The sequence below is a fragment of the Halomonas sp. GFAJ-1 genome (assembly GCA_002966495.1).
Taxonomy (GTDB): domain Bacteria; phylum Pseudomonadota; class Gammaproteobacteria; order Pseudomonadales; family Halomonadaceae; genus Vreelandella.
Genome location: CP016490.1, coordinates 1,669,996 through 1,690,706, shown reverse-complemented (window position 1 = coordinate 1,690,706; position 20,711 = coordinate 1,669,996). Strand labels below are relative to the sequence as shown.

Below are 20,711 nucleotides of genomic sequence, written 5' to 3'. Positions count from 1 at the left end.
AAGCACTATATTTTATTTTGCAAAGGGGGGCGTTACGTCCACATAGGCACCATGGCTTCAAGCACCATCACCAAGCTCATCGCGGTAATGGTGAGGATGGAGACGCCAAAAATCTTTTTAGCCCAACGCACATCATCCTCTAAGCGAAAGCCACATAGCGCCAAGTAAAGCCAGTAGCCGCCCATCGCCAACGCCACAAGGAGGTAGCCTGTGCCCGCCTGGCTTGCCAGTGCAAGGGCCAATGAGGCGGGAATAAACGCGATGATGTAGCCAAGAATATGGTGCTTTGCCCGCTTAATACCGTGAACCACCGGCAGAACGGGGATAGACGCCCGTTGATAATCCGCATAGCGGAAAATCGCAATGGCATAGGAGTGAGGCATTTGCCACAGGCAGAAAATAATCAACAGCATTAATGCGCCACTGTCGAACTGCCCGGTGACCGCGCAGTAGCCAACGACTGGCGGCATCGCGCCGGAAAGGCTGCCCACTAAAGTGCCGTACTCAGAGTGGCGCTTCATGTAAAGGCTGTACACACCCACGTAAACGCCCCAGCCAATCACCGCCAGCGCCACGGCCAAACCGTTGGTCCCTAGCGCTAAACACACCACCCCCACCACCCCAAGCAGCGCCGAAACCCCCAGCGCCTGAGTGATCGAGATGCGCCCTTTCGCCAAAGGGCGGTGACGCGTGCGCGCCATCAACGCATCAATATCACGGTCGATAACGTTATTACATGCGCAGCCCGAAGCAATAATCAGGGATATGCCCACGATCACCGAGATAAACGTGACCCACTCAAAGGCTCCTTGCGCCGCTAAAAAATACCCCCCAACGGTCGCAATCAAATTGCCACCGATAATTCCCGGCTTGGTAAGCGCCAGCAAGTCGCGCCAGCGGCTTGGGTTACTCTTTAGCCGACCATCATGTTGAGTTACCGATGCTGCATGTTCCATAAGCGAGCCCTTACCACCAGGACGACAATCGTCAGTATTAAAACGAAGACATCAAGCCTTAGCCTGCGCCTGCTTTGTTGTTCTTATACGTATGCTCTTACGTGCGTAGCTGCTGCCTACATCACATACAGCATTGCACGCTGGCAATGACAACCACCCATAAGTGCCGACACTGCCCTGTCGTTTATTAAGGCCGCAAATGAAATCACGGTTAGCACTAAACATAGCAGAAGAGTGGCAATATAGAATTTAACGCTATGGAAAAATATCGCTAAATAACGGTACTTACGGCAATTCCCTCACGGCTAGCGGCTTGTTCATCGTCGGTCACCACACTATCGAAATCAGATAAAGAAGCAAAATAAGCAGGCCGCACCACCCCAAATTTGCTGGCATCCACCACTAAAATTCTCTGCATTGCAGTGGCAATGGCGGCTTGTTTCGGGGCTACTTCGTGAAAATGAAAGCAGCTGACACCCCGCTCGCAGTCTACCCCCGCTGCGGAAATAAGCGCCTTATTAATCCCTAGGCGTTCAATAGCGGCCCCCATGTCATCGCTACCAAACGACTGCGACGAGGCATAAAACAGCCCGCCCAGCAGCACTAACCGCACATTGGCAAGGCCTGCTACCGCATTGGCGACATTCAACGCATAAGTAACAACGGTTAACTCGCGAAAGTGGCTTAGCTGGCTAAGCAGGGGTATGAGCGTTGAACCACAGTCGATAAACAGCGTATCCCCTTCTTCAATAACGCGAGCAACGTGCTGACATAAGCGATGCTTAACTTGGTAGTGGTTCGCCTCCTGCTCGGTGAGGTCATAGACCGGCGTAACCCCTGGGTAGCTTGCCATCACCAACCTGCCCCCTAATAGGCTGATGGGCGAAGAATGGGTCGTCAGGTCGCGACGAATGGTCATTTCAGACACGCCGCAAAGCTCAGCTGCCTCCCGCAAATGTAGCGTGCCGCCACTGGTAAGCGCTTCCTGCAAACTGGCCAGGCGTCGTGTACTACGGTCACTCATGGCTGAACTCTCCTTTTACATGCCACTGCTTTTTACATGCACTGTTAGCCGCGTAGAGCGCATCGTTGAGCGTCTATGCTGGGCCAGCGACTCATGTTTTACCACCGTCTTAACGCTCGATTGCCGCTGGTAACGGCACCTCATCAAAGGCAGCGTTCTGAAAATTGATATTTGCAAAACAGTGTTAAAAAAATAACACTGAATGTTATAATTTTAACATTAATGCCAGCCTACACGACGACAACTCCTTATAGCCGACTTCTTACGGCTTCATGACAACCTGCTGAGGCTCTCATGACTACTCAAAATGTTTCCCGCTTTCTCTCTCCCGCCTCGCTCAGCGCGGGCGTTTTAATGGCTGGGGCTGGGGCTGCACATCCCGCATTAGCGAACAGCACTCCACCGCCACCACTAAAGCGTTAATGGCTTATTCAGTTAAACTGAATTTGCTTTAATCGCCTCACTTCCCCGCTCCGAAGGTACTCACATGACCCTCATCATGAGCCTGGTAGGCATGGTCACCCTGGTTTCCATTGCCCTGATCTTCTCCTACGACCGCAAATCAATACGGCTGCGCACCGTACTGGGCGCTTTTGCTATCCAAGCAGGCATTGGTGCTTTTGTACTTTACGTGCCTTTTGGCCAAGCGGTGCTACAAGCTATCTCGTCCGGCGTTAGCCAAGTATTGGTTTACGCAAATGACGGCATCAGCTTTCTGTTTGGCGGCTTAGCCGATGTCGATAACGTCGGTTTTGTGTTCGCGATTAAAGTACTGCCCGTGATTATCTTTTTCTCGTCTCTTATCGCGGTTCTTTATTACATCGGCATTATGCAGTGGGTTATTCGGATTTTAGGCGGCGCGCTGCAAAAAGCCCTTGGCACCTCGCGCACAGAGTCGCTTTCAGCAACGGCGAACATCTTCGTCGGCCAAACCGAAGCGCCGCTGGTGGTTCGACCGTTTATCGCCCGCATGACCCCATCTCAGCTATTTGCGGTGATGTGCGGTGGCCTCGCATCGGTGGCAGGTTCCATACTGGCTGGCTACGCTGCCCTGGGTATTCCTATGGAGTACTTGATTGCCGCCTCATTTATGGCAGCCCCCGGTGGCCTGCTATTTGCAAAGCTGATAATGCCAGAGACCCAAGACGCGGAAGGAGGCGATAGCGTCTCTCAGGTAGAAGAGGAGCTTAAAGCGCAAGACGACAAACCCGCCAACGTACTAGATGCTGCCGCAGCGGGTGCGACGTCGGGTATGAAACTTGCCGCTAATGTGGGCGCCATGCTGCTCGCCTTTATTGCCCTTATCGCTCTTGTGAACGGTATTTTAGGCGGCGTGGGTGGCTGGTTTGGCTTTGAATCACTCAGCCTTGAGCTGATTCTAGGCTGGCTATTTGCACCGCTTGCCTTCCTGCTCGGCGTACCTTGGGAAGAGGCTGCATTCGCCGGTTCGTTTATCGGCCAAAAACTGGTGGTTAACGAGTTTGTCGCCTACCTCAATCTTGCGCCCTATATTAGTGGGGAACAGGTTGTCGCCTCCACGGGTCAGATGATGACGCCCCATACCATGGCGATACTCTCCTTTGCGCTGTGTGGTTTCGCCAATCTCTCATCTATCGCTATTTTGCTGGGTGGCCTGGGTAGCATTGCGCCGACCCGGCGCAAAGAGATTGCCCGTTTTGGCCTTAAAGCCGTACTGGCCGGTACACTCTCTAACCTTATGTCGGCGTCTATTGCTGGCTTCTTTATTGCGCTGAGTAGCGCGACGGCCTAACCCAGCAAGCACGCTTTTACGTTACGGGTGCTGCAATGTATGCGCAGTGCCCATTTTATTTTTTTACTGTTTTGCGAGAATCCCATGACCGCGACTGCCTCTTCCCAGCTCACTCACGCTCAAATGATCCGCGCCGCCCGCCAAGCCCTCGCGCTAATGGACTTAACCAGCCTGAACGATGACGACACCGACGGCACGATTGAAGCGCTTTGCCAGCAGGTGAAAACGCCCTTTGGCAACCCGGCAGCAGTGTGCGTTTATCCGCAGTTTATTGTTACCGCAAACCGAGCACTCACCGCCCATAAGTTAAACGGGCAGGTCAAAATCGCCACGGTGACAAACTTTCCCCACGGTGGCGATGACATCATGGGCGCAGCGCGCGCAACCCGCGAAGCGGTCGCCTCCGGCGCCGATGAAGTAGACGTAGTTTTCCCTTACCGCACGCTAATGGCAGGCGATGAAGAAACCGGCCTAGAGCTGATTGAAATGTGTAAAGCCGCCTGCGGTGGCCAAGCGCTGTTAAAAGTCATCATTGAATCTGGCGAGCTTAAAGATCCCGCGCTTATCAAGCGCGCCAGTGAGCTTGCCATTGAAGGTGGCGCCGACTTTATTAAAACCTCCACCGGCAAAGTGCCGGTGAACGCCACCCTGGAAGCCGCCGAAATTATGCTCAATGCCATCAAAGCCAGCGGTAAGGATGTCGGCTTTAAAGCTGCCGGTGGCGTCCGCAGCGCTGAAGACGCCGCAGAGTACCTCACGCTTGCCGCTGACATTATGGGTCCACAGTGGGTCACGCCCGAGCACTTCCGGTTCGGCGCATCCAGCCTGCTGGCTAACCTGTTGAACACGCTAAATGGCAATGCTGATGCCGTGACGAATGGAGGCTACTAAATGCCGTCTAACGCTTCTCACCACGCCCTGCTCCCCCAAGAACTGATTCGCCTGAAGCGCGACGGCCAGCCGCTGCCCGCTGAAGAGATCAAAGCCTTCGTCCAAGGCATTGCCGACGACCGCATCAGCGACGCACAGATTGGCGCCTTCACCATGTCGGTATTTTTAAACGGCATGAGCCGTGAAGAAGTTGTGGCGCTGACCACGGCCACCCGCGACTCCGGCCACGTGATGCAGTGGGATTCGCTCAACCTGCCGGGCCCCATTGTGGACAAACACTCCACCGGCGGCGTGGGCGACTTGGTATCGCTGGTGCTTGGCCCGTGGGTCGCCGCCTGCGGCGCGTTCGTGCCGATGATTTCCGGCCGTGGCCTGGGCCACACCGGCGGCACCCTGGACAAGCTGGAATCGATCCCCGGCTACAACCCCTACCCCGCACCGGAACGCTTCAGCGAGGTGGTGAAATCCACCGGCGTGGCGATTATCGGCCAAACCGGCAACCTCGCCCCAGCAGATAAGCGCATCTACGGCGTGCGTGATGTCACCGCCACCGTGGAATCCATTCCGCTGATTACGGCGTCTATCTTGGGCAAGAAGCTGGCTTCTGGCCTGGACGCCCTGGTGATGGACGTTAAAGTGGGCAGCGGCGCGTTTATGCCCACCCCGGAAAAATCCCGCGAGCTGGCGAAAAGTATCGCCAACGTCGCCACCCAAGCGGGCACACCCACCACCGCGCTGCTCACCGACATGAGCCAGCCGCTGGCCCCTTGTGCCGGTAACGCGGTAGAGATCGTTGAGACGTTGGCACTACTGCGCGGCGATCGCGCCAACAGCCGCGTGATGCAGGTCACCCGCGAACTCGCCGTTGAGATGCTGATTGCTGGCAAGCTGGTGGCTAACCGCGAAGATGCACTCGCCAAGCTAGAGAAAGCGCTGACTTCTGGCGCGGCGGCTGAGGTGTTTGCCCGCATGGTGCGCGAGCTGGGCGGCCCCGCCGACTTTATGGAGCGACCAGACAGCTACTTAGCGACCGCCCCGGTTATTCAAGCGGTATACCCCGAGCAGAGCGGTATCGTGCAGCGCTTTGATACCCGCGCCGTGGGCATGAGCGTGGTGGAGCTGGGCGGCGGTCGCCTGCGTAACGATGCCAGCGTCGATCACAGCGTGGGCTTTAGCGATATTGTTGAAATCGGCGACCGTGTGGATAGCCAGCGCCCGCTAGCCATCGTTCACGCCCGCACAGAAGACGCCGCCACACGCGCGGCTGCGCAACTTCGTGCGGCAGTCACGCTTGGGGATGCCGACGCCAGCGCCGACACCCTGCTGCAAGAGACCTTTCGAGGAGAAGCCTAATGCCCCGCGCCGTTGTCTTAGTGCTTGATTCCTTTGGAATTGGCAGCGCCCCAGATGCTGACAAATTTGGCGACCAGGGTTCGGACACCCTGGGCCACATCGCCGCCGCCTGCGCCCGTGGCGAGGCAGATACAGCTGGGCGTTCTGGCCCGCTGATGCTGCCCAACATGGCTGCGCTCGGCCTGTTTCACGCCCACCGTGATGCCACCGGCAGCGTGGCGGAAGGCGTGAATTTGCCCGAACAGCTAACGGGCGCTTACGCCCACGCCAAAGAGATCTCCAGCGGTAAAGACACCCCTTCCGGCCACTGGGAAATTGCCGGTGTGCCGGTGCGCTTTGACTGGGGCTACTTTCTCGATAAAACCGACAGCTTTCCCCTGGAGCTACTGGATGCCATCATCCGTGAGGCAGAGCTGACGGGCGTAATCGGCAACTGTCACGCCTCAGGCACCGAAATTATTGCTCGCCTGGGCGAAGAGCATATCGCTACCGGCAAACCGATTGTGTATACCTCCGCAGACTCCGTGTTCCAGATTGCTGCCCACGAAGAGCACTTTGGCCTAGAGCGCCTCTACGCCTTATGTGAAACCGTGCGCGAGCTGCTGGAGTCCTACAACATTGGCCGAGTGATCGCCCGCCCGTTTATTGGCGATGACAGCAAAAGCTTTGCGCGCACCGGCAACCGCCGCGACTACAGCGTCGAGCCGCCCAGCCCCACCGTGCTGCAAAAGCTCGCTGATGCCGGTGGTGAAGTAGTATCGATTGGCAAGATCGCCGATATCTACGCCCACTGCGGCATTACCCACAAGGTCAAAGCCAGCGGCCATGACGCGCTCATGGACGCCACCTTGACCGAAGTGGCGCGCACCGCTAATGACGCCCGCGACCGCTCGACCATGATCATGACCAACTTCGTGGATTTCGATTCGGTCTATGGCCACCGCCGCGACGTACCGGGCTACGCCGCAGCGCTGGAGCACTTCGATGCCCGCCTGCCGGAGCTGCTCGCCGCCCTTAACGATGACGATTTACTGCTGCTCACCGCCGACCACGGCTGCGACCCCAGCTGGGAAGGCACCGAGCACACCCGCGAGTACGTGCCGGTAATGGTGCGCGGCGCAGGCTTCGCCCCCGGCCCCCTGGGCGAGCGTGGCACCTTTGCCGACATCGGCCAAACGCTGGCGGCCTTCTTCGCGGTTGAAGCGATGGAAGATGGCGAGAGCTTCTTACCCAACGCGGCCTAATCAGCCGTGTTTAGTCACCAAATGCGTTACAGATAACGGTTGATAGGAGTGTTTCATGGCAACACCACACATAAATGCCGAGATGGGCGATTTCGCAGATACCGTGCTAATGCCCGGCGACCCACTCCGCGCCAAGTACATCTCCGACACCTACCTTGAGAACGTGCGCCAAGTGAACGACGTGCGCAGCATGTTCGGCTATACCGGCACCTACAAAGGCCGCGAGATTTCCGTGATGGGCCACGGCATGGGCATTCCTTCGGTGTCTATTTATGCCAAAGAGCTAATTACCGACTTTGGCGTAAAATCGATTATTCGTGTAGGTTCCTGCGGCGCGGTGCGCGACGATGTCAACGTGCGCGATGTGGTGATTGGTATGGGGGCCTGCACCGATTCCAAAGTGAACCGCATGCGCTTTAACGACCACGACTTTTCAGCCATCGCTGATTTTGAGCTGACGAGTCACGCCGTTGCTGCCGCCAAGGCGCAGAACGTGCCGGTAAAAGTCGGCAATATCTTCTCGGCGGATCTGTTCTACAACCCGCAAACCGACATGGCTGAACTGCTTAAGCGCTACGGCATCGTGGGTGTAGAAATGGAAGCGGCAGGCCTTTACGGCGTTGCCGCCGAGTTTGGCGCCCGCGCGCTGACCATCTGCACCGTGTCGGACCATATTCTAAAAGGCGACTCGCTCTCCAGTGCCGACCGCCAGACCACCTTCAACGATATGATGGTGATCGCCCTCGACACCGTGCTACGCGACGATGCAGCCAGCGCCTGAACGTCCCATAAAATGAGGATAACGCCATGAGCCAAGCGGATCAGGCATTGGTAGACACACTGTTGACCACCCTGGGCAACGCCTACGCGCCCTACTCCAACCACCCGGTAGCAGCGGTAATGGAGTGCCCGGATGGCCAGCAGTTTGCGGGTAGCAACGTGGAAGTGGCCCATTACAAAGGGCTATGCGCCGAAGCCTCGGCCATTTCCGCCATGATTACCGCAGGCCAGCGTGAGCTTGCCAAGGTATACGTGATGGGCCCCGGCGAGCATCTCTGCACGCCCTGTGGCGACTGCCGCCAGCGCATTCGCGAGTTCGCCACCCCTAACACGCACATCATGGTGCTCTCCAAGCAGGGCGAGGTGTTAAAAACCTACACCATGGAGCAGCTACTCCCCGATGCCTTCGGCCCGGAACAGCTGCCGGGGCGCTAGCCGCGAATCCACCATTAAAAAGCCCGCTGTAGTTCATACAGCGGGCTTTTTGTTTCACTTAACAGATAGGCTAATACGTCGTTTAAAAGTAGCCTGCGCCTCTAGGCATCATTCCAAGGTTATTTTCGACCTTGGTAACCCCCGGTATATTCTCAGCCGCCACGGTGACCGCCTGCTTTTGCTCGACGGATTCCACCAGCCCCCAAATTTCCACAGCGCCACCATCCACAATCAAACTGATGCTTTCGGTATGCACACCCGTATTTTGATCAACCTCTTTTAAAATAGCATCGCGAATCTTGCGGTCATCCGTTGGCGACTCCGTGGGCGCAACCGCCGCATTGGCAATGCCCTGTAGCAAATTCGCACGGCTGACAATACCGACCAGTTTGCCTTCACGAACCACCGGCACACGCTTGATATGGTGCTTTTCCAGTAGCCTAGCAATAGTATGCAGCGGCGTATTCTCTTCAACGCAGAGCGGGTCTGGCGTCATCACTTCCTGTGCTTTCCGCCCATGGGATTTCACATACTCACCAGGATCTTTGCCGCCCGTAAAGAGTGATAGCCACCAGGAACGCCCTTGGCGCTCATCGCCTTTTACCCGGCGCATGAGATCACCCTCACTGACGATACCCAGTACGCGGCGCTCGTCATCGACCACCGGCACTGCGCTAATGCGATGCTCAAGCAGCAGCTGTGCAATTTCCCGCACTTCTGCATCAGGGCCTACGCTGATGACTTTGGGCGTCATAATATCGATAGCTTGCATGGTTCATCCCTCTTAAAGCTGATTCTGGTAGCCGACCCGTCAAGGCCAAGTACTTACCCGTTAAGCATGGGCTACAGGTTCAGATTGAGCTGTTGTTCTTTGAGCCTAGCTCGCTGCCAGTAATTTATCTATGTCAGCGCGTTATCGCTGAGACTCTTGTGATCTAGCTCAGTTTATTGGCTACTTTCATCGGCGCTGCTCTCGGCGACTTTTTCTACATCCACAATACCCGAGCGACTAACCACCACCTTCCAGCGAGCAAGATAGGGCACATCTTCACTACCCGTTTCACGTATCACCAAGTTGAATAAATGGCGGCGCTCAACGCTTTCCCTAACCGATTGGCCATCTTTTAAGCGGTAAATATGGTGTTTCTCTTTGCTCATTAAGCGAATCAGCATGGAAAGATCGACATGCAGGGTTTCACGCGTGTGCTCGTAGCCGCTTAAAAAGCGCGTCGGCGACATACGTGAACTCGACCGATAGTGCATCACTACTTCTTCACGCTGAGCCACCGTGCGGCGGCGCATTTTTTGAATATCGTCATCCAATGCCGCGTATCGCTTATAGTCAAACCACTCTAACTGCCGTCCTACCAGTGCATTGCGGGTGGGGTCGATGTATTGTCGCCGCCACTTTGGCCGCCCACGACGTAGCCAGCGCCATAGCGTGTTACGCAAGTCATCCTTAAACACTTCCCGCATGGCGTAAAGCAGCGCCATGGCCAACACAAACAGCGCGGTTATGTCACCGACTACATCCCGTAAGTGAAGGATGCCCAGCGATACAAAGACCATCACCACCGCCGTTGCTAAGGCTTTGACCGCCTTTTGCTCACCGCCGCCTAACTCCATCGCGCTCTGCTTTAAGGTGATGGGGTATTCAATCAATCGCCGCAGTAAGCGCATTTTGTTCGACATACGCGTCGGGTCATCCATTACCCGCTGGGCGTTGTACTCTTGCTCGCGACGGTACTCTCCTTCCCGGTGGCATATCGTGATAAAGCGCCGCTTTATATCGCTAAACCCACCGCCTCGGGGCATGTGTGCCACCAGCGCCAGCAGCTGCTGCTCCGTAAACCACGAGAGGTAGTTATCGATATTGGCAAAGTATTTATAAAGCCGTTCATCGCTTGGGGGGTTACGCCTTAAACGCTTTAGAATGCCGTCGCTTAAATCACTCATTTCGGCAAGCTGCTGGCGAAGGGCCTCTTCAGGCTCATTGGTCTCGCTCTTCTCTTCACGCTCATCACTACGGGCATGGCGAAGTTTGCGTGCACTCGCTAGCATCGCCTGGGTAGAGCGTTCTAACGCAACCACATACTGGTAAGCATAAAGGCTCAAACTTAAGCGATATGAGTCGCTACCTAACTGATTACGGCTTGCCAACCGGCTATGCACCAGGGGTAGGTGGTACTTGTCGCTGTAGTAGGTGCGTGAGACATGAAAGGCGCCATGATAAAACGCCTCCTCAGAGATCACATGGGTGCTCAGGCCTAACTCGCCCGGCACAAACAGGTAGACATCGAGCGTATGCGAGGTCTCTTCCTTAAGCTGACGCGAGAGACGCAGTTGAAAGCTGTTTTTACGCTCAACATTGATCACCTAACCAATCTCCTACTTCATTGCGTAACGCGATGATATACCATGGCTAAAAACAACCATGGTGGCACGCTTTAATGCAGCTACGGTTCACTTCTTTGCTTTGGAGCTAGGCAATGTCCATTGCCCGTTTCTCACCCTTTGAGCTGCTACTGCTAAAAAGCCGCAGCCAAGTGGATACGGCAACCCTGCTACTATTAGCCTGGGTGCTGGTGCATCGCCAGCACGTTTCTGAGGGGCAGCGTCGGCGCCGCTTGGCTCAGGTGACGGCGCAATTTCGCCACGGCCATGAGCTGGGGCCCGTTATGGGTATTGCCCACAGCCAAGACCTGCAGGCAATTCAGCTCGCCGCCGAGGTAGTTCGCAAAGAGTGCTCTAAGGAGCGCAGTCTGAGTATCATTCATCAAGCCATTACCGTGGCGACCGACGACGGGGAAATATCCCTAGCGAACCACTACATTCTGCGCTTCCTGGCCGACCTGTTAAACGTAACACCCGCCACGCTAAGTACGCTGTTTCAGGAACTCACCGGTAAACCACTGCTCCCGCCGGAAGACCCTAGCCGAGATACCTACTGGCAGCAGCACGACCCAGAGTACCATGCCCGCCAAGCCCAGGAAGCCCAAGCGGCCGAGCGGCAAGCGAAAGAAGCCCAAGCCAGAGCGGAGCAGCGCCAGCAGGCAAAAACAGACAAGCAGCAGCAAAAACAACAAAAACAACAAAAACAGCAGGAGAAACAGCGTCAACAGGAGCAGGCGCGTAACGCTAAAGCGCGTGCTCAGCGAGAGAAGGAACAGCGTCATCGGGAAAAGGCCCAGCAGGAGCAAACTAGCCGGGAACGCTGGCAACAAGAGCAGGCACGCCAGGAAGAGTCTCGCCGCCAGCAGCGCCAGCGCTCAAGCAGCCCACCGCCGCCTGATCGCAAAACCCGCGCCTTGGCGGTGTTAGGCTTAACGCCCGGCGCCAGCCGAACCGATGTGCGCCAAGCCTATCGCCGCATGGCGCAGCTGCATCACCCGGATCGGTTCTACTCAGAAAGCGACCACCAAGTTGCCCTGGCATCGGCACGCTTTCAACGCATAAAAAATGCCTATGATTATTTAATGCAAACCTACTAAGCCGCCCTTATGTCGTTAAACGGCGGCTTCCTTAATGCCGTCATAGCTTGCGAGTATTCACCACGTTATGCGCGATTTGTATCAACGATTAGCCCTTTCGCCCAGCGCGAATGAAGCTGACATTAACAGTGCGGTGGCCCGCTGCCCTAACAGCGCACTTCGCCAGGACGCCAAGGCCGTGCTGGCAATCGCCGAGCGCCGCGAAGCCTACGATACGCTCCACGATACGGTAAGTGATATTGGCCGTTTACGGGCTCGCTTAGGCTTAACCCATGGCGCGCATTGGCAGGGGGACGTAGCGAACGATTTCTCACTGCCGCCGGACAACGCCATCTCCCGCCATGATGAGCTGGTCGACCGGGTAAGCCTCGCGGTTTCGCTCTATAACCGTTGGCGTCGTTGGCGAGGCCCCTGGCTACTCATCGGCACTTTCGCCGCTGGAGCTGGCATAGGCCTCGCCCTTGGGTTCGCCCTGAGCCTGGGGCTTAGCTTGGGGTAATTCGCCCTCACGCTCACGGGCATCCCTGCGCTTTTCAGTTTTAGTCGGGCGTGGCGCTGGCGTTGGGGGCGCCGGTTTTTTTCGCGCGCCCTCCTGCTCATGGTCGCCACTATCGTTAATCGAGAAGTCGCTCCCTTCGCCTGCCGGGTCTCGAGCATCCGAGCGCGCTTCCATGCTAACGCTAAGCCGCGGTATGCCAAGATCCATTTCCTGAGCTTCCATACGCTGCTTAAGCAGCAAGTTAAACGCCCTGGACACATCCCACTGCATTTCAGGGGCGGTACGAAAACGCATGCGCAGAATGGGGCAGCCATCTTCAAACCCTTGCACTCCCTGCATTTCCAGCGGCGACCAGATGTAGTGGCGCATCATCGGGTCTTTGCGCAGCTCCTGAGCCGTCTCTTGCATTAAGGTAATCGCGTCGTCAATTTTCATGTCGTAAGGGATACGAATCCGCATCAGCGCAATGCCAAACTGGCGCGACATGTTATGGATTGACTCAATACGGCTAAAGGTAATGATGTGAACGATACCATCTAAATCCCGCAGCTTAACGGTGCGCAACGTTAAGCCTTCTACCGTTCCCATATGGCCGTTGATTTGTACAAAATCATCTACCGCGAGTGAGTCTTCAATCAGGATAAAAATACCGGTGATTAAGTCCTGTACGAGCGTTTGGGCACCAAAGCCAATCGCCAAGCCGATCACACCCGCACCCGCCAGCAGCGGCGTCACATTCACGCCCAGGTTGGCCAACCCCGCAATGACCGCAATAATTAAAATGGTGACAAAAATCACATTGCGAATCATGGGGGTAATAGTCTGCGCCCTGGCCTGATTAACCCGCCGCCCCCGAGAGCGAGCAGAGGAAGTCAGCGCACGCTGAATGGCCGTATCAGCAAATATCCACACCAGCCACGCCAGTAGCACGGTGGACCCCAGGCTGATCAACGCTTGTCCAATACGGGCGCTTGCCACGGCCTGCTGGCCCAAGCCAAAGAACGAGCCACCCCACACTTGCATGGAAAGCTCAGCAAACACCATCCAAGTACAGATATGCGCCAGCACAAACCCAAACCGCTCCAAACGCTTACGGTACTGGCTATAACGGTGACGATGGCGACGCTTGCCCATGCGCTCTGCCTGGCGCCGCAGTAGCCCCGTCGCCACCAAGGTAAGTACCAGCAAGCTGGCCGTAATGATCGAGCGGGCCAAGGCGGTGCCCACATCACCAACGGTAATAAAGATCGCTAAAAGTGAGCCGCCTACCATTAACAGCGCCGGAATATGCCACAGGCCGCCAAGGGTGCGGATCATTTCAACCGCGGCACTGGCATCGCGGCGCTGCTTGTAGGGGCGGTTGCAAATCAAATGACGAATAGGACGTTTGAACCGGAAAATAAAGCGCGCTGAAAGCAGCGCTGCCAGCATATTAGCAAGCACAGAGACCAAGCTTGAAAGCTCAGAACCCAGCATCTCCACCAAGCGTGACGAATTTACCGCGTCGCCTAGTGCAATCAGTGCACCAATAGCAAATAGCCCACGCAGCGCTTTATGCTGGAGCAACTGCACTGCGGTGAACCGATGACCACGGCTGAAAAAGGCGATTACGGTTTCAAACACCACCGAAAGGGCACGCCCGCACAGGCAAACATAAGCCACTACCAACACGATCGTGCGACCCGAGCTTGAAGGTAGCAGCTGGCCAATGCCCAAAGTAATCGCAAACGACAGTGCCCAAGGCAGCATGCGGCGTAAAAAGTGAACAACCAATAGCCACGCTTTCGGGTCGCGGGGCAAATCAAGCGGCCACTCACGCCGCGTTGCGACTAGGCGACCCAACGCAATCATCAAGATGAGTAGCACGCTCCAGACAACACCCAGCACGGCGGCATCCACGACCGCACGAATTGCCTCGCCCTGGCCAGCTCCCTCATTTAAAGCGCGTAAATCATCAGCCCCCTGCACGAGTTGTCGCGACCACTCATCAATGGGCGAATTACCCGCTTGGGCTTGTTCGCCAAGATCAGACAGCGTATCCGCCAGCGCGCCTAGCAACCCTTGGCGCACCACACCATCCTCTTCAGCCGCCTGCGCGGTCACTTGCAACTCACGCAGCGAGTCAAGTAGCTCCCTGCGCCGCTCCTCGTTCTCGAGCATCGAGATAACGTCGTTAAGCGAGCTTTGAAAGTCATCGCTACTGACGCTTGGCTCTTCACTGGGGACGCTTCCACCCACTAGGCTAGGCAGCGAAACACTCTGTGCTTGGGCCTGCGCCATAACACCTAGCAGGACGGCGATGATAACGCCCATCATCAGCTTGATTATCCAGTGCTGTCGCACACTTTACTCCTGTCGTGGGCCGGCTTTAACACACCGGTTTCTCAACGTTTTACTGACTGCACACACTCAGTCTCAACGCGTGACTATGATAGGCTGGGTGCCTAAACGTTCACCTCAAGGATGGCGAGATGACGCTACAAGCTCCACCTCACCGGTTAAATAGTAACGGGCAACCGAGGCGTGTTGGCGTAGAAGTTGAATTTGCCGGCCTACCGCCTCGCGATACTGCTGCGCTGGTGCGTGACTTATTTGGTGGTGAGCTTAACGTGGTAAGCCCCCACCGGCTACTGGTAGAAGGCACCCAGTGGGGCGAGTTTGGCATAGAGCTAGATACTCAATACGCACACCCTGACAAAACGCTGCTGGAAGAGCTCCACGAAAACGACAGCGAGTGGGCGCGCCACCAACACCAGCGACGGGTAGAGTTCCATCAAAAGACCCGGGAATTGATTGGCGATATGGTGACCGGCCTAGTGCCCACCGAAATTGTTTGCCCCCCTATTCCCTGGGATGAGCTTGAGACACTAGACACGCTATTCCAGACACTGCGCAATAGAGGCGCCAAAGGCACCGATGCGAGCCTGCTGTATGGGTTTGGGCTACACCTCAACCCAGAGATAGTGCGGCTTGATGTTGAGTATCTGCTCGCCATGCTGCGCGCTTACTTACTTTTGGCAAGCTGGCTGCGCGATGAAATCAAAGTAGATATCACTCGGGAAGTTTTGCCCCACGCCAACCCATTCCCCAAAGAGTACGCGCTGAAAGTTCTCGACTTTAATTATCAACCTGACCTAGATAGTTTTATTGATGACTACCTGCACCACAACCCTACACGTAATCGTGAACTAGACTTGCTGCCTCTCTTCGCGTTCCTGCGCCCTGATCACCCCCATGAGCTACTGCATAGCCAGCTCATTAAACCACGCCCTACTTTTCACTACCGGCTACCCAATGCGCAGCTTTCGCAGCCCGGCTGGGGCTCGGTAATGGAGTGGAACCGCTGGGTGGAGGTTGAAAAGCTAGCCGCTAACGCCAGTGTGCTGCAGGCGCGCTGCGATGAATATATTGCCTACCATAACCGCCCCTTGCTGGTGCGGTTTAAAGAGAAGCTGCTACGTCTACTCGGTCGTCGCTAACCCACTGACATGTGAGCTTTGCCAGAATGTCTCGACCGCTAATTGGAATTACCTCATCAGATCACAAAAGCCATCTTGCGTTTTGTTTTGACTGGTTTGCCGTATGGCGACACGGCGGCAAACCCCTGCGCTTATCGCCCTCTCGCCCGCTGCCCGACCACCTGGACGGTTTAATTATCGGCGGTGGCGACGATATTCAGGCCCATTTGTATGGTGGTGAAGTGCAGTTGGACGTGCGCCTAGACCCCGCGCGGGACGCGCTAGAGCTTAACCTGCTGGATCGGTTTATCCCTAAAGGCACGCCAGTGCTGGGTATTTGCCGAGGAGCGCAGTTAATCAATGTCCATTTAGGTGGCACTCTCGACCCCGATATCTACACCACCCACGAAGGCTTAAAACGGCGTCGAACCGTGCTGCCTCGTAAGACGGTTGATATTGTCGGGGCGAGCCAACTTCATCAACTACTGGGAGTCACCTGGTGCAGGGTAAATAGCTTGCACCATCAAGCCGTCAATAAAGCGGGAAAAGGGATTAATATTGTCGCCCGTGACCGAGATGGGCTGGTACAGGGTATCGAGTCAACGGAGCATACGTTTTTGATTGGTGTGCAGTGGCATCCAGAGTGGCTAGTATTTAACCGCCCCCAACAGCGTTTGATTAATGCACTAGTGGAGGCGGCTAAAAAAACAGGCGCTAACTAGCAAGATACACCTGCCGTTGAGCCGCTAACTTTTTAATGCTGCCAGCGCCGCCTCGTAGTCTGGCTCGTTTTTCAGCTCGCTGACCAACTCACTGTGAAGCACGCGGTTATCAGCATCCAGCACGACCACCGCACGGGCGCATAACCCTTCCATGGCGCTATTACATAGTGCTACGCCCCATGCTTCTTGAAACTCACGATGGCGGAATGTTGAGAGCGTTTTAACATTATCCAGCCCTTCTGCTCCGCAAAACCGCTTCGCTGCAAACGGCAGGTCAGCAGACACGACCAGCACCACGGTATTCTCTAAGCTTGAGGCCAGCTCATTAAAGCGCCGGGTAGATGTTGCGCAGGTGGGGGTGTCAACGCTGGGGATAATATTCAACACCTTACGCTGGCCTTGGAAAGGCTCCAGTGTGACATCCTGTAGATCAGCATCTGTTAATGTCATGACGGGGGCTACTTGCCCAGCAGCAGGCAGCTTGCCTGCTACGTCCATGGGCTCACCCGCTCGGGTTATCTGTTGCATATCAGCCTCCTAGTGTATGGTAAAACGATAATATGGTGCGAAGTTTCAGCTTACAGGGGATGCCCCTGCTTCGGCTATCTTTCCTCAGGCGCGATACGACCACGAGACCTACATGACCTCTTTAGTCATTATTAAGACCGGCGACGCCTTCCCAGAAGTAATTGAACAGCACGGTGATTTTGAGCAGCTCTTTATACAGCAGCTCACTGCGGCGCTGCCTAGCCATCTGACGTTAACCGTATGGGATGCGCGTGAGCCAACCACACCTGCGCCACCGTCGTCCTTTGCCGGCGTGATGATTACCGGCTCCCACAGCATGGTGAGCAACCAAGAGCCATGGAGCGAAGCGCTAAAACCCTGGCTACAACAGGCGTTAGCAGAAGATATCCCCATGCTGGGCGTTTGCTATGGGCATCAGTTAATGGCCGCCTTAGGGGGGATTAGCGACTATCATCCAGCGGGACGGGAGTCTGGAACGCACCAAGTGCAGCTTACCCAGGCGGGCCTTCAGGACCCACTGTTTGGCCAACTGCCTGAACGTTTCCCGGCACAGCTTACCCATGCCCAGTCGGTCATACAGCTGCCGCCCGGCGCAACGGTACTGGCCCACAACAGCCACGATGCTCACCAAGCGCTGCGCTATGGCTCACGACAATGGAGCGTACAGTTTCATCCCGAGTTCACTCCACCTGTCATGCGCGCTTATATTGAGCGCCAGCAAACAGCTCTGCGCGAGCAGGGGGAAGACCCACAGGCGCTGCTTGCCGCCATTACAGCAACACCCGACGCCACCAGCTTACTGCGTCGTTTTCTCGCCTTGCTGTAACTGCGGCTAGCGTTGCTGCCCCCGCCGTGAGGCCAGCCGATCCGCGAGGCGGGTTGGCTCGGGCAGCTTCGTGCGGCCTAAACAGCACATCACCCAGGAAAGAGATGTCTCAAGGGAAAGCCGGTGCCCAGGCGATACAAAGACGGGCTTAACTTTCACCCGTGAACGCAATACCGCGCCAATGACATGACTACCTGCGGTTAAAGGCACCCAATCGCCCCGCGCTTCGCCCACCTCTGCATGCTTGCCATACAGCCTAGACTTAGCGATACCGATGGTCGGTATATCCAGCCATAGCCCCAGATGTGCCGCAACGCCCAGCCGGCGTGGGTGGGCAATACCCTGGCCATCCACCATCACCAACTCTGGCCTCACACTGAGTTTTTCAAACGCGCCTAAGGCGGCGGGAATCTCGCGAAAAGAGAGCAAGCCAGGAATGTAGGGCATCCGTGTTGGCTCGCGATGCACGACTTGCTCAACAACCGTGAGATAGGGTGCGGCGGATTGCTCCCACTTAAGCACCACCACCGCGGCACGGGTAATAGCCCCCTCCTCTTCAAAGCCAATATCCACCCCCGCAATATGCTTCACCGGCTCGATGCGATCATTACTCTCCAATTGCGATGCTAACTCTTTCTGAAGAGCAATCGCCTGCTTAGGGGAGAGATTCCATTCGTGTAGCACTGCGTCCATGCTTGCTCCCTCAATGCGTATTAGTGGAAGAGTATTAATGGAAAGAGCGTTAATAGAAAAAGTGTTAATAGAAAAAAAGTTAACCGCTGCGCATAAAGGTAGCCAAAAAAAATCCCCCCATGCCAATAAGCATGGGGGGATGTTGCACGTTCAGTGCGAATTGCTAGGCGCTCATCGAGCGCCTAAATACTCGCTTAAGCGCGTTCGCGGCGACGAACCGGCGCGTCACCATCGTCACGACGACGGCGTGGTGCACGCTCAGGGGCGCTATCTTCGCTAATTTCTAGCGGACGACCGGCCACGCGGGCACGGGCCATTTTCGCCAGAATAGTGGAAGGCAGGCCACTGGGTAGTTCAACTACCGAGAAAGCGTTGCGGATATCGATACGACCGATACGCGCACCTTCAATACCGCCTTCGTTTGCCAGTGCGCCAACCAGTTGACCTGGCTTCACGCCATCTTTATGGCCAACGGAAACGCGGTAGCGGGTCATGCCTTCGCTAGGCGCGCTTGAACGCTCACGACGAGCCCCCGGCTTACCAGCCGGTGCGCCGTCACGCATCGGCTTCTCTTTGCGCGGCGCCTGTAAGCGACCAATCGGTGCTTCATCAGCACGCGCCATGGCGGCAAACGCACAGGCTAGCTCGATGGCATCGTGGCCCTCTTCGACCAAGCGCTCAACCAGCGCACGCTGCTCTTCAGCGCCTTTGGTCAGCGCTGCAACAACGCGGTGATGGAACACTTCATCGCGATGGGCACGAATAGCGGCTTCGTCAGGCAGCGGCATTTCGGTCATTTTCTGCCCCGTTGCCTGCTCCATCCAGCCCACTTTGCGGCCTTCACGGAAGCCAGCGAAAGTAATCGCGATGCCGCTACGACCCGCACGGCCAGTACGACCGATACGGTGGGTGTAGGCTTCCGCATCCTGAGGCAGGTCGTAGTTAATAACGTGAGTGATACGCGCCACGTCAAGACCACGCGCGGCGACGTCTGTCGCAATCAGCACATCAACTTTGCCGCGCTTCAAGCGTGTAATGGTGCGCTCACGAAGGCTCTGATCGAGATCACCCGATAGGCCTGCCGCGTTAACACCACGGGCCGTTAGCTGTTCAACCAGCGTGGTACAGGCCGCACGGGTTCGCACAAACACGATGGCCCCATCAACTGGCTCAACTTCCAGAATACGTGCCAGGGCTTCAAGCTTTGCGCCACCATCAACGCGGACAATGCGCTGTTCGATGTTTTCGCCGGTGGTCGTACGCGACTCAATCGCCACCTTAACCGGGTCAACAAGATAACGGTTAACAATGCGCTCGATTTCTGCCGGCAACGTCGCCGAGAAGAACACGCGCTGTGCATTTTTAGGGGTATCGGCAACCACGCGTTTTACGTCGTCGATAAAGCCCATGCGCAGCATTTCATCGGCTTCATCCAGCACGAGCGCTGAAAGGCCGTCAAGTTTCAAGCTGCCACGATCAAGGTGATCGATGATGCGGCCAGGGGTGCCAACGATAATTTGGGCACCACGTTTTAGCGCACCTAACTGCTCACGGTACTCTTGACCACCACATAGGATCGCAACTTCAAGACCCTTAAGGTTTTGGCCATACTTACTGAACGAAGCCGCAACCTGCTGAGCAAGCTCACGGGTCGGAGCCATAACCAATACTTGAGGCTCGCGACGGGTAAGTTCTAAACGCGATAACAATGGCAGTGCAAACGCAGCGGTTTTGCCGGTACCGGTTTGTGCTTGGCCCAGCATATCGCGGCCTTCCAACAACGCAGGAATAGTCTGCGCCTGGATGGGCGAAGGAATTTCGTAGCCTTGTGCTTCAACAGCAGAGAGAACGGCAGGCAACAGAGCAAGATCGCCGAAGCTCGGCGAAGCGACAGAAGTCGAGGTCATTAATCACACCTTGGTAGGCCGGCTTTACCGGCAAAAAACATCGTAAGCGTCTCTGACTCTGGAATCGATGCGCGTTAAAAAACGCAACAAAAAAACAGGCTCCGCGTAAGCGGATATCGTCATAAGTGGAGTC

The 20,711-nt window shown here is 56.0% G+C and carries 19 protein-coding genes; 11 read left to right on the top strand and 8 right to left on the bottom strand.

Annotated elements, in window-relative coordinates:
• Positions 1 to 32: 32 nt before the first annotated feature.
• The gene (locus tag BB497_07705; protein ID AVI62596.1) at positions 33 to 956 is read right to left on the bottom strand and encodes a protoheme IX farnesyltransferase; all 924 of its coding nucleotides are present in this window, start codon (positions 954 to 956) and stop codon (positions 33 to 35) included.
• Positions 957 to 1,227: 271 nt separating this feature from the next.
• Positions 1,228 to 1,980 (bottom strand): DeoR family transcriptional regulator, encoded by a 753-nt coding sequence (locus BB497_07700; GenBank protein AVI62595.1) that lies wholly within the window; start codon positions 1,978 to 1,980, stop codon positions 1,228 to 1,230.
• Between the two features lie 487 nt (positions 1,981 to 2,467).
• Between BB497_07700 and BB497_07695 the strand changes: the two genes are divergently transcribed.
• The 6 genes from BB497_07695 (at position 2,468) to BB497_07670 (ending at position 8,454) form a co-directional block, all read left to right on the top strand.
• Entirely contained in the window at positions 2,468 to 3,751 is a 1,284-nt protein-coding gene (locus BB497_07695; protein ID AVI62594.1) for a nucleoside transporter NupC, read from the top strand.
• A gap of 84 nt (positions 3,752 to 3,835) precedes the next feature.
• Positions 3,836 to 4,642, top strand: a complete 807-nt coding sequence (locus BB497_07690) for a deoxyribose-phosphate aldolase (protein ID AVI64297.1) — start codon at positions 3,836 to 3,838, stop codon at positions 4,640 to 4,642.
• On the top strand, positions 4,643 to 5,995 hold the full coding sequence (locus tag BB497_07685) for a thymidine phosphorylase (protein ID AVI62593.1): 1,353 nt from the start codon (positions 4,643 to 4,645) through the stop codon (positions 5,993 to 5,995).
• The gene (locus BB497_07680; GenBank protein ID AVI62592.1) at positions 5,995 to 7,239 is read left to right on the top strand and encodes a phosphopentomutase; all 1,245 of its coding nucleotides are present in this window, start codon (positions 5,995 to 5,997) and stop codon (positions 7,237 to 7,239) included. The genes BB497_07685 and BB497_07680 overlap by 1 nt, the downstream gene beginning before the upstream one ends.
• 55 nt (positions 7,240 to 7,294) lie before the next feature.
• Positions 7,295 to 8,020 (top strand): purine-nucleoside phosphorylase, encoded by a 726-nt coding sequence (locus BB497_07675; protein AVI62591.1) that lies wholly within the window; start codon positions 7,295 to 7,297, stop codon positions 8,018 to 8,020.
• Between the two features lie 26 nt (positions 8,021 to 8,046).
• A complete protein-coding gene (locus tag BB497_07670) occupies positions 8,047 to 8,454 on the top strand; it encodes a cytidine deaminase (protein ID AVI62590.1) in 408 nt (135 codons plus the stop codon).
• An 82-nt stretch (positions 8,455 to 8,536) separates the two neighbouring features.
• On the opposite strand, the gene BB497_07665 is transcribed toward BB497_07670, so the two are convergent.
• Together BB497_07665 and BB497_07660 are read right to left on the bottom strand one after the other, a co-directional pair.
• On the bottom strand, positions 8,537 to 9,226 hold the full coding sequence (locus tag BB497_07665) for a hypothetical protein (protein ID AVI62589.1): 690 nt from the start codon (positions 9,224 to 9,226) through the stop codon (positions 8,537 to 8,539).
• Between the two features lie 173 nt (positions 9,227 to 9,399).
• The gene (locus tag BB497_07660) at positions 9,400 to 10,830 is read right to left on the bottom strand and encodes a hypothetical protein (protein AVI62588.1); all 1,431 of its coding nucleotides are present in this window, start codon (positions 10,828 to 10,830) and stop codon (positions 9,400 to 9,402) included.
• A gap of 113 nt (positions 10,831 to 10,943) precedes the next feature.
• Here BB497_07660 and BB497_07655 point away from each other — a divergent pair, with 113 nt between their 5' ends.
• Both BB497_07655 and BB497_07650 read left to right on the top strand, forming a co-directional pair.
• Positions 10,944 to 11,945: a molecular chaperone DnaJ gene (locus tag BB497_07655; protein AVI62587.1), complete on the top strand. Its 1,002-nt coding sequence runs from the start codon at positions 10,944 to 10,946 to the stop codon at positions 11,943 to 11,945.
• A 67-nt stretch (positions 11,946 to 12,012) separates the two neighbouring features.
• Positions 12,013 to 12,444, top strand: coding sequence for a hypothetical protein (locus BB497_07650; GenBank protein AVI62586.1), 432 nt, complete (start codon positions 12,013 to 12,015; stop codon positions 12,442 to 12,444).
• Here BB497_07650 and BB497_07645 read toward each other — a convergent pair.
• A complete protein-coding gene (locus BB497_07645) occupies positions 12,361 to 14,787 on the bottom strand; it encodes a mechanosensitive ion channel protein MscS (GenBank protein ID AVI62585.1) in 2,427 nt (808 codons plus the stop codon). The two genes, BB497_07650 and BB497_07645, sit on opposite strands and share 84 nt — an antisense overlap.
• A 128-nt stretch (positions 14,788 to 14,915) precedes the next feature.
• Between BB497_07645 and BB497_07640 the strand changes: the two genes are divergently transcribed.
• Together BB497_07640 and BB497_07635 are read left to right on the top strand one after the other, a co-directional pair.
• Entirely contained in the window at positions 14,916 to 15,923 is a 1,008-nt protein-coding gene (locus tag BB497_07640) for an amidoligase enzyme (protein AVI62584.1), read from the top strand.
• A 26-nt stretch (positions 15,924 to 15,949) separates the two neighbouring features.
• Entirely contained in the window at positions 15,950 to 16,624 is a 675-nt protein-coding gene (locus tag BB497_07635; protein ID AVI62583.1) for a gamma-glutamyl-gamma-aminobutyrate hydrolase, read from the top strand.
• Positions 16,625 to 16,648: 24 nt separating this feature from the next.
• Here BB497_07635 and BB497_07630 read toward each other — a convergent pair whose 3' ends face one another.
• Positions 16,649 to 17,152: a lipid hydroperoxide peroxidase gene (locus BB497_07630; protein ID AVI62582.1), complete on the bottom strand. Its 504-nt coding sequence runs from the start codon at positions 17,150 to 17,152 to the stop codon at positions 16,649 to 16,651.
• A 112-nt stretch (positions 17,153 to 17,264) separates the two neighbouring features.
• On the opposite strand from BB497_07630, the gene BB497_07625 reads away from it, so the two are divergent.
• The gene (locus BB497_07625; protein AVI62581.1) at positions 17,265 to 17,978 is read left to right on the top strand and encodes a GMP synthase; all 714 of its coding nucleotides are present in this window, start codon (positions 17,265 to 17,267) and stop codon (positions 17,976 to 17,978) included.
• Between the two features lie 6 nt (positions 17,979 to 17,984).
• Here the strand turns inward: BB497_07625 and BB497_07620 are convergent, their stop codons facing one another.
• Entirely contained in the window at positions 17,985 to 18,671 is a 687-nt protein-coding gene (locus tag BB497_07620) for an endonuclease V (protein ID AVI62580.1), read from the bottom strand.
• A 194-nt stretch (positions 18,672 to 18,865) separates the two neighbouring features.
• Positions 18,866 to 20,578, bottom strand: coding sequence for an RNA helicase (locus BB497_07615; GenBank protein AVI62579.1), 1,713 nt, complete (start codon positions 20,576 to 20,578; stop codon positions 18,866 to 18,868).
• Between the last annotated feature and the right edge of the window lie 133 nt (positions 20,579 to 20,711).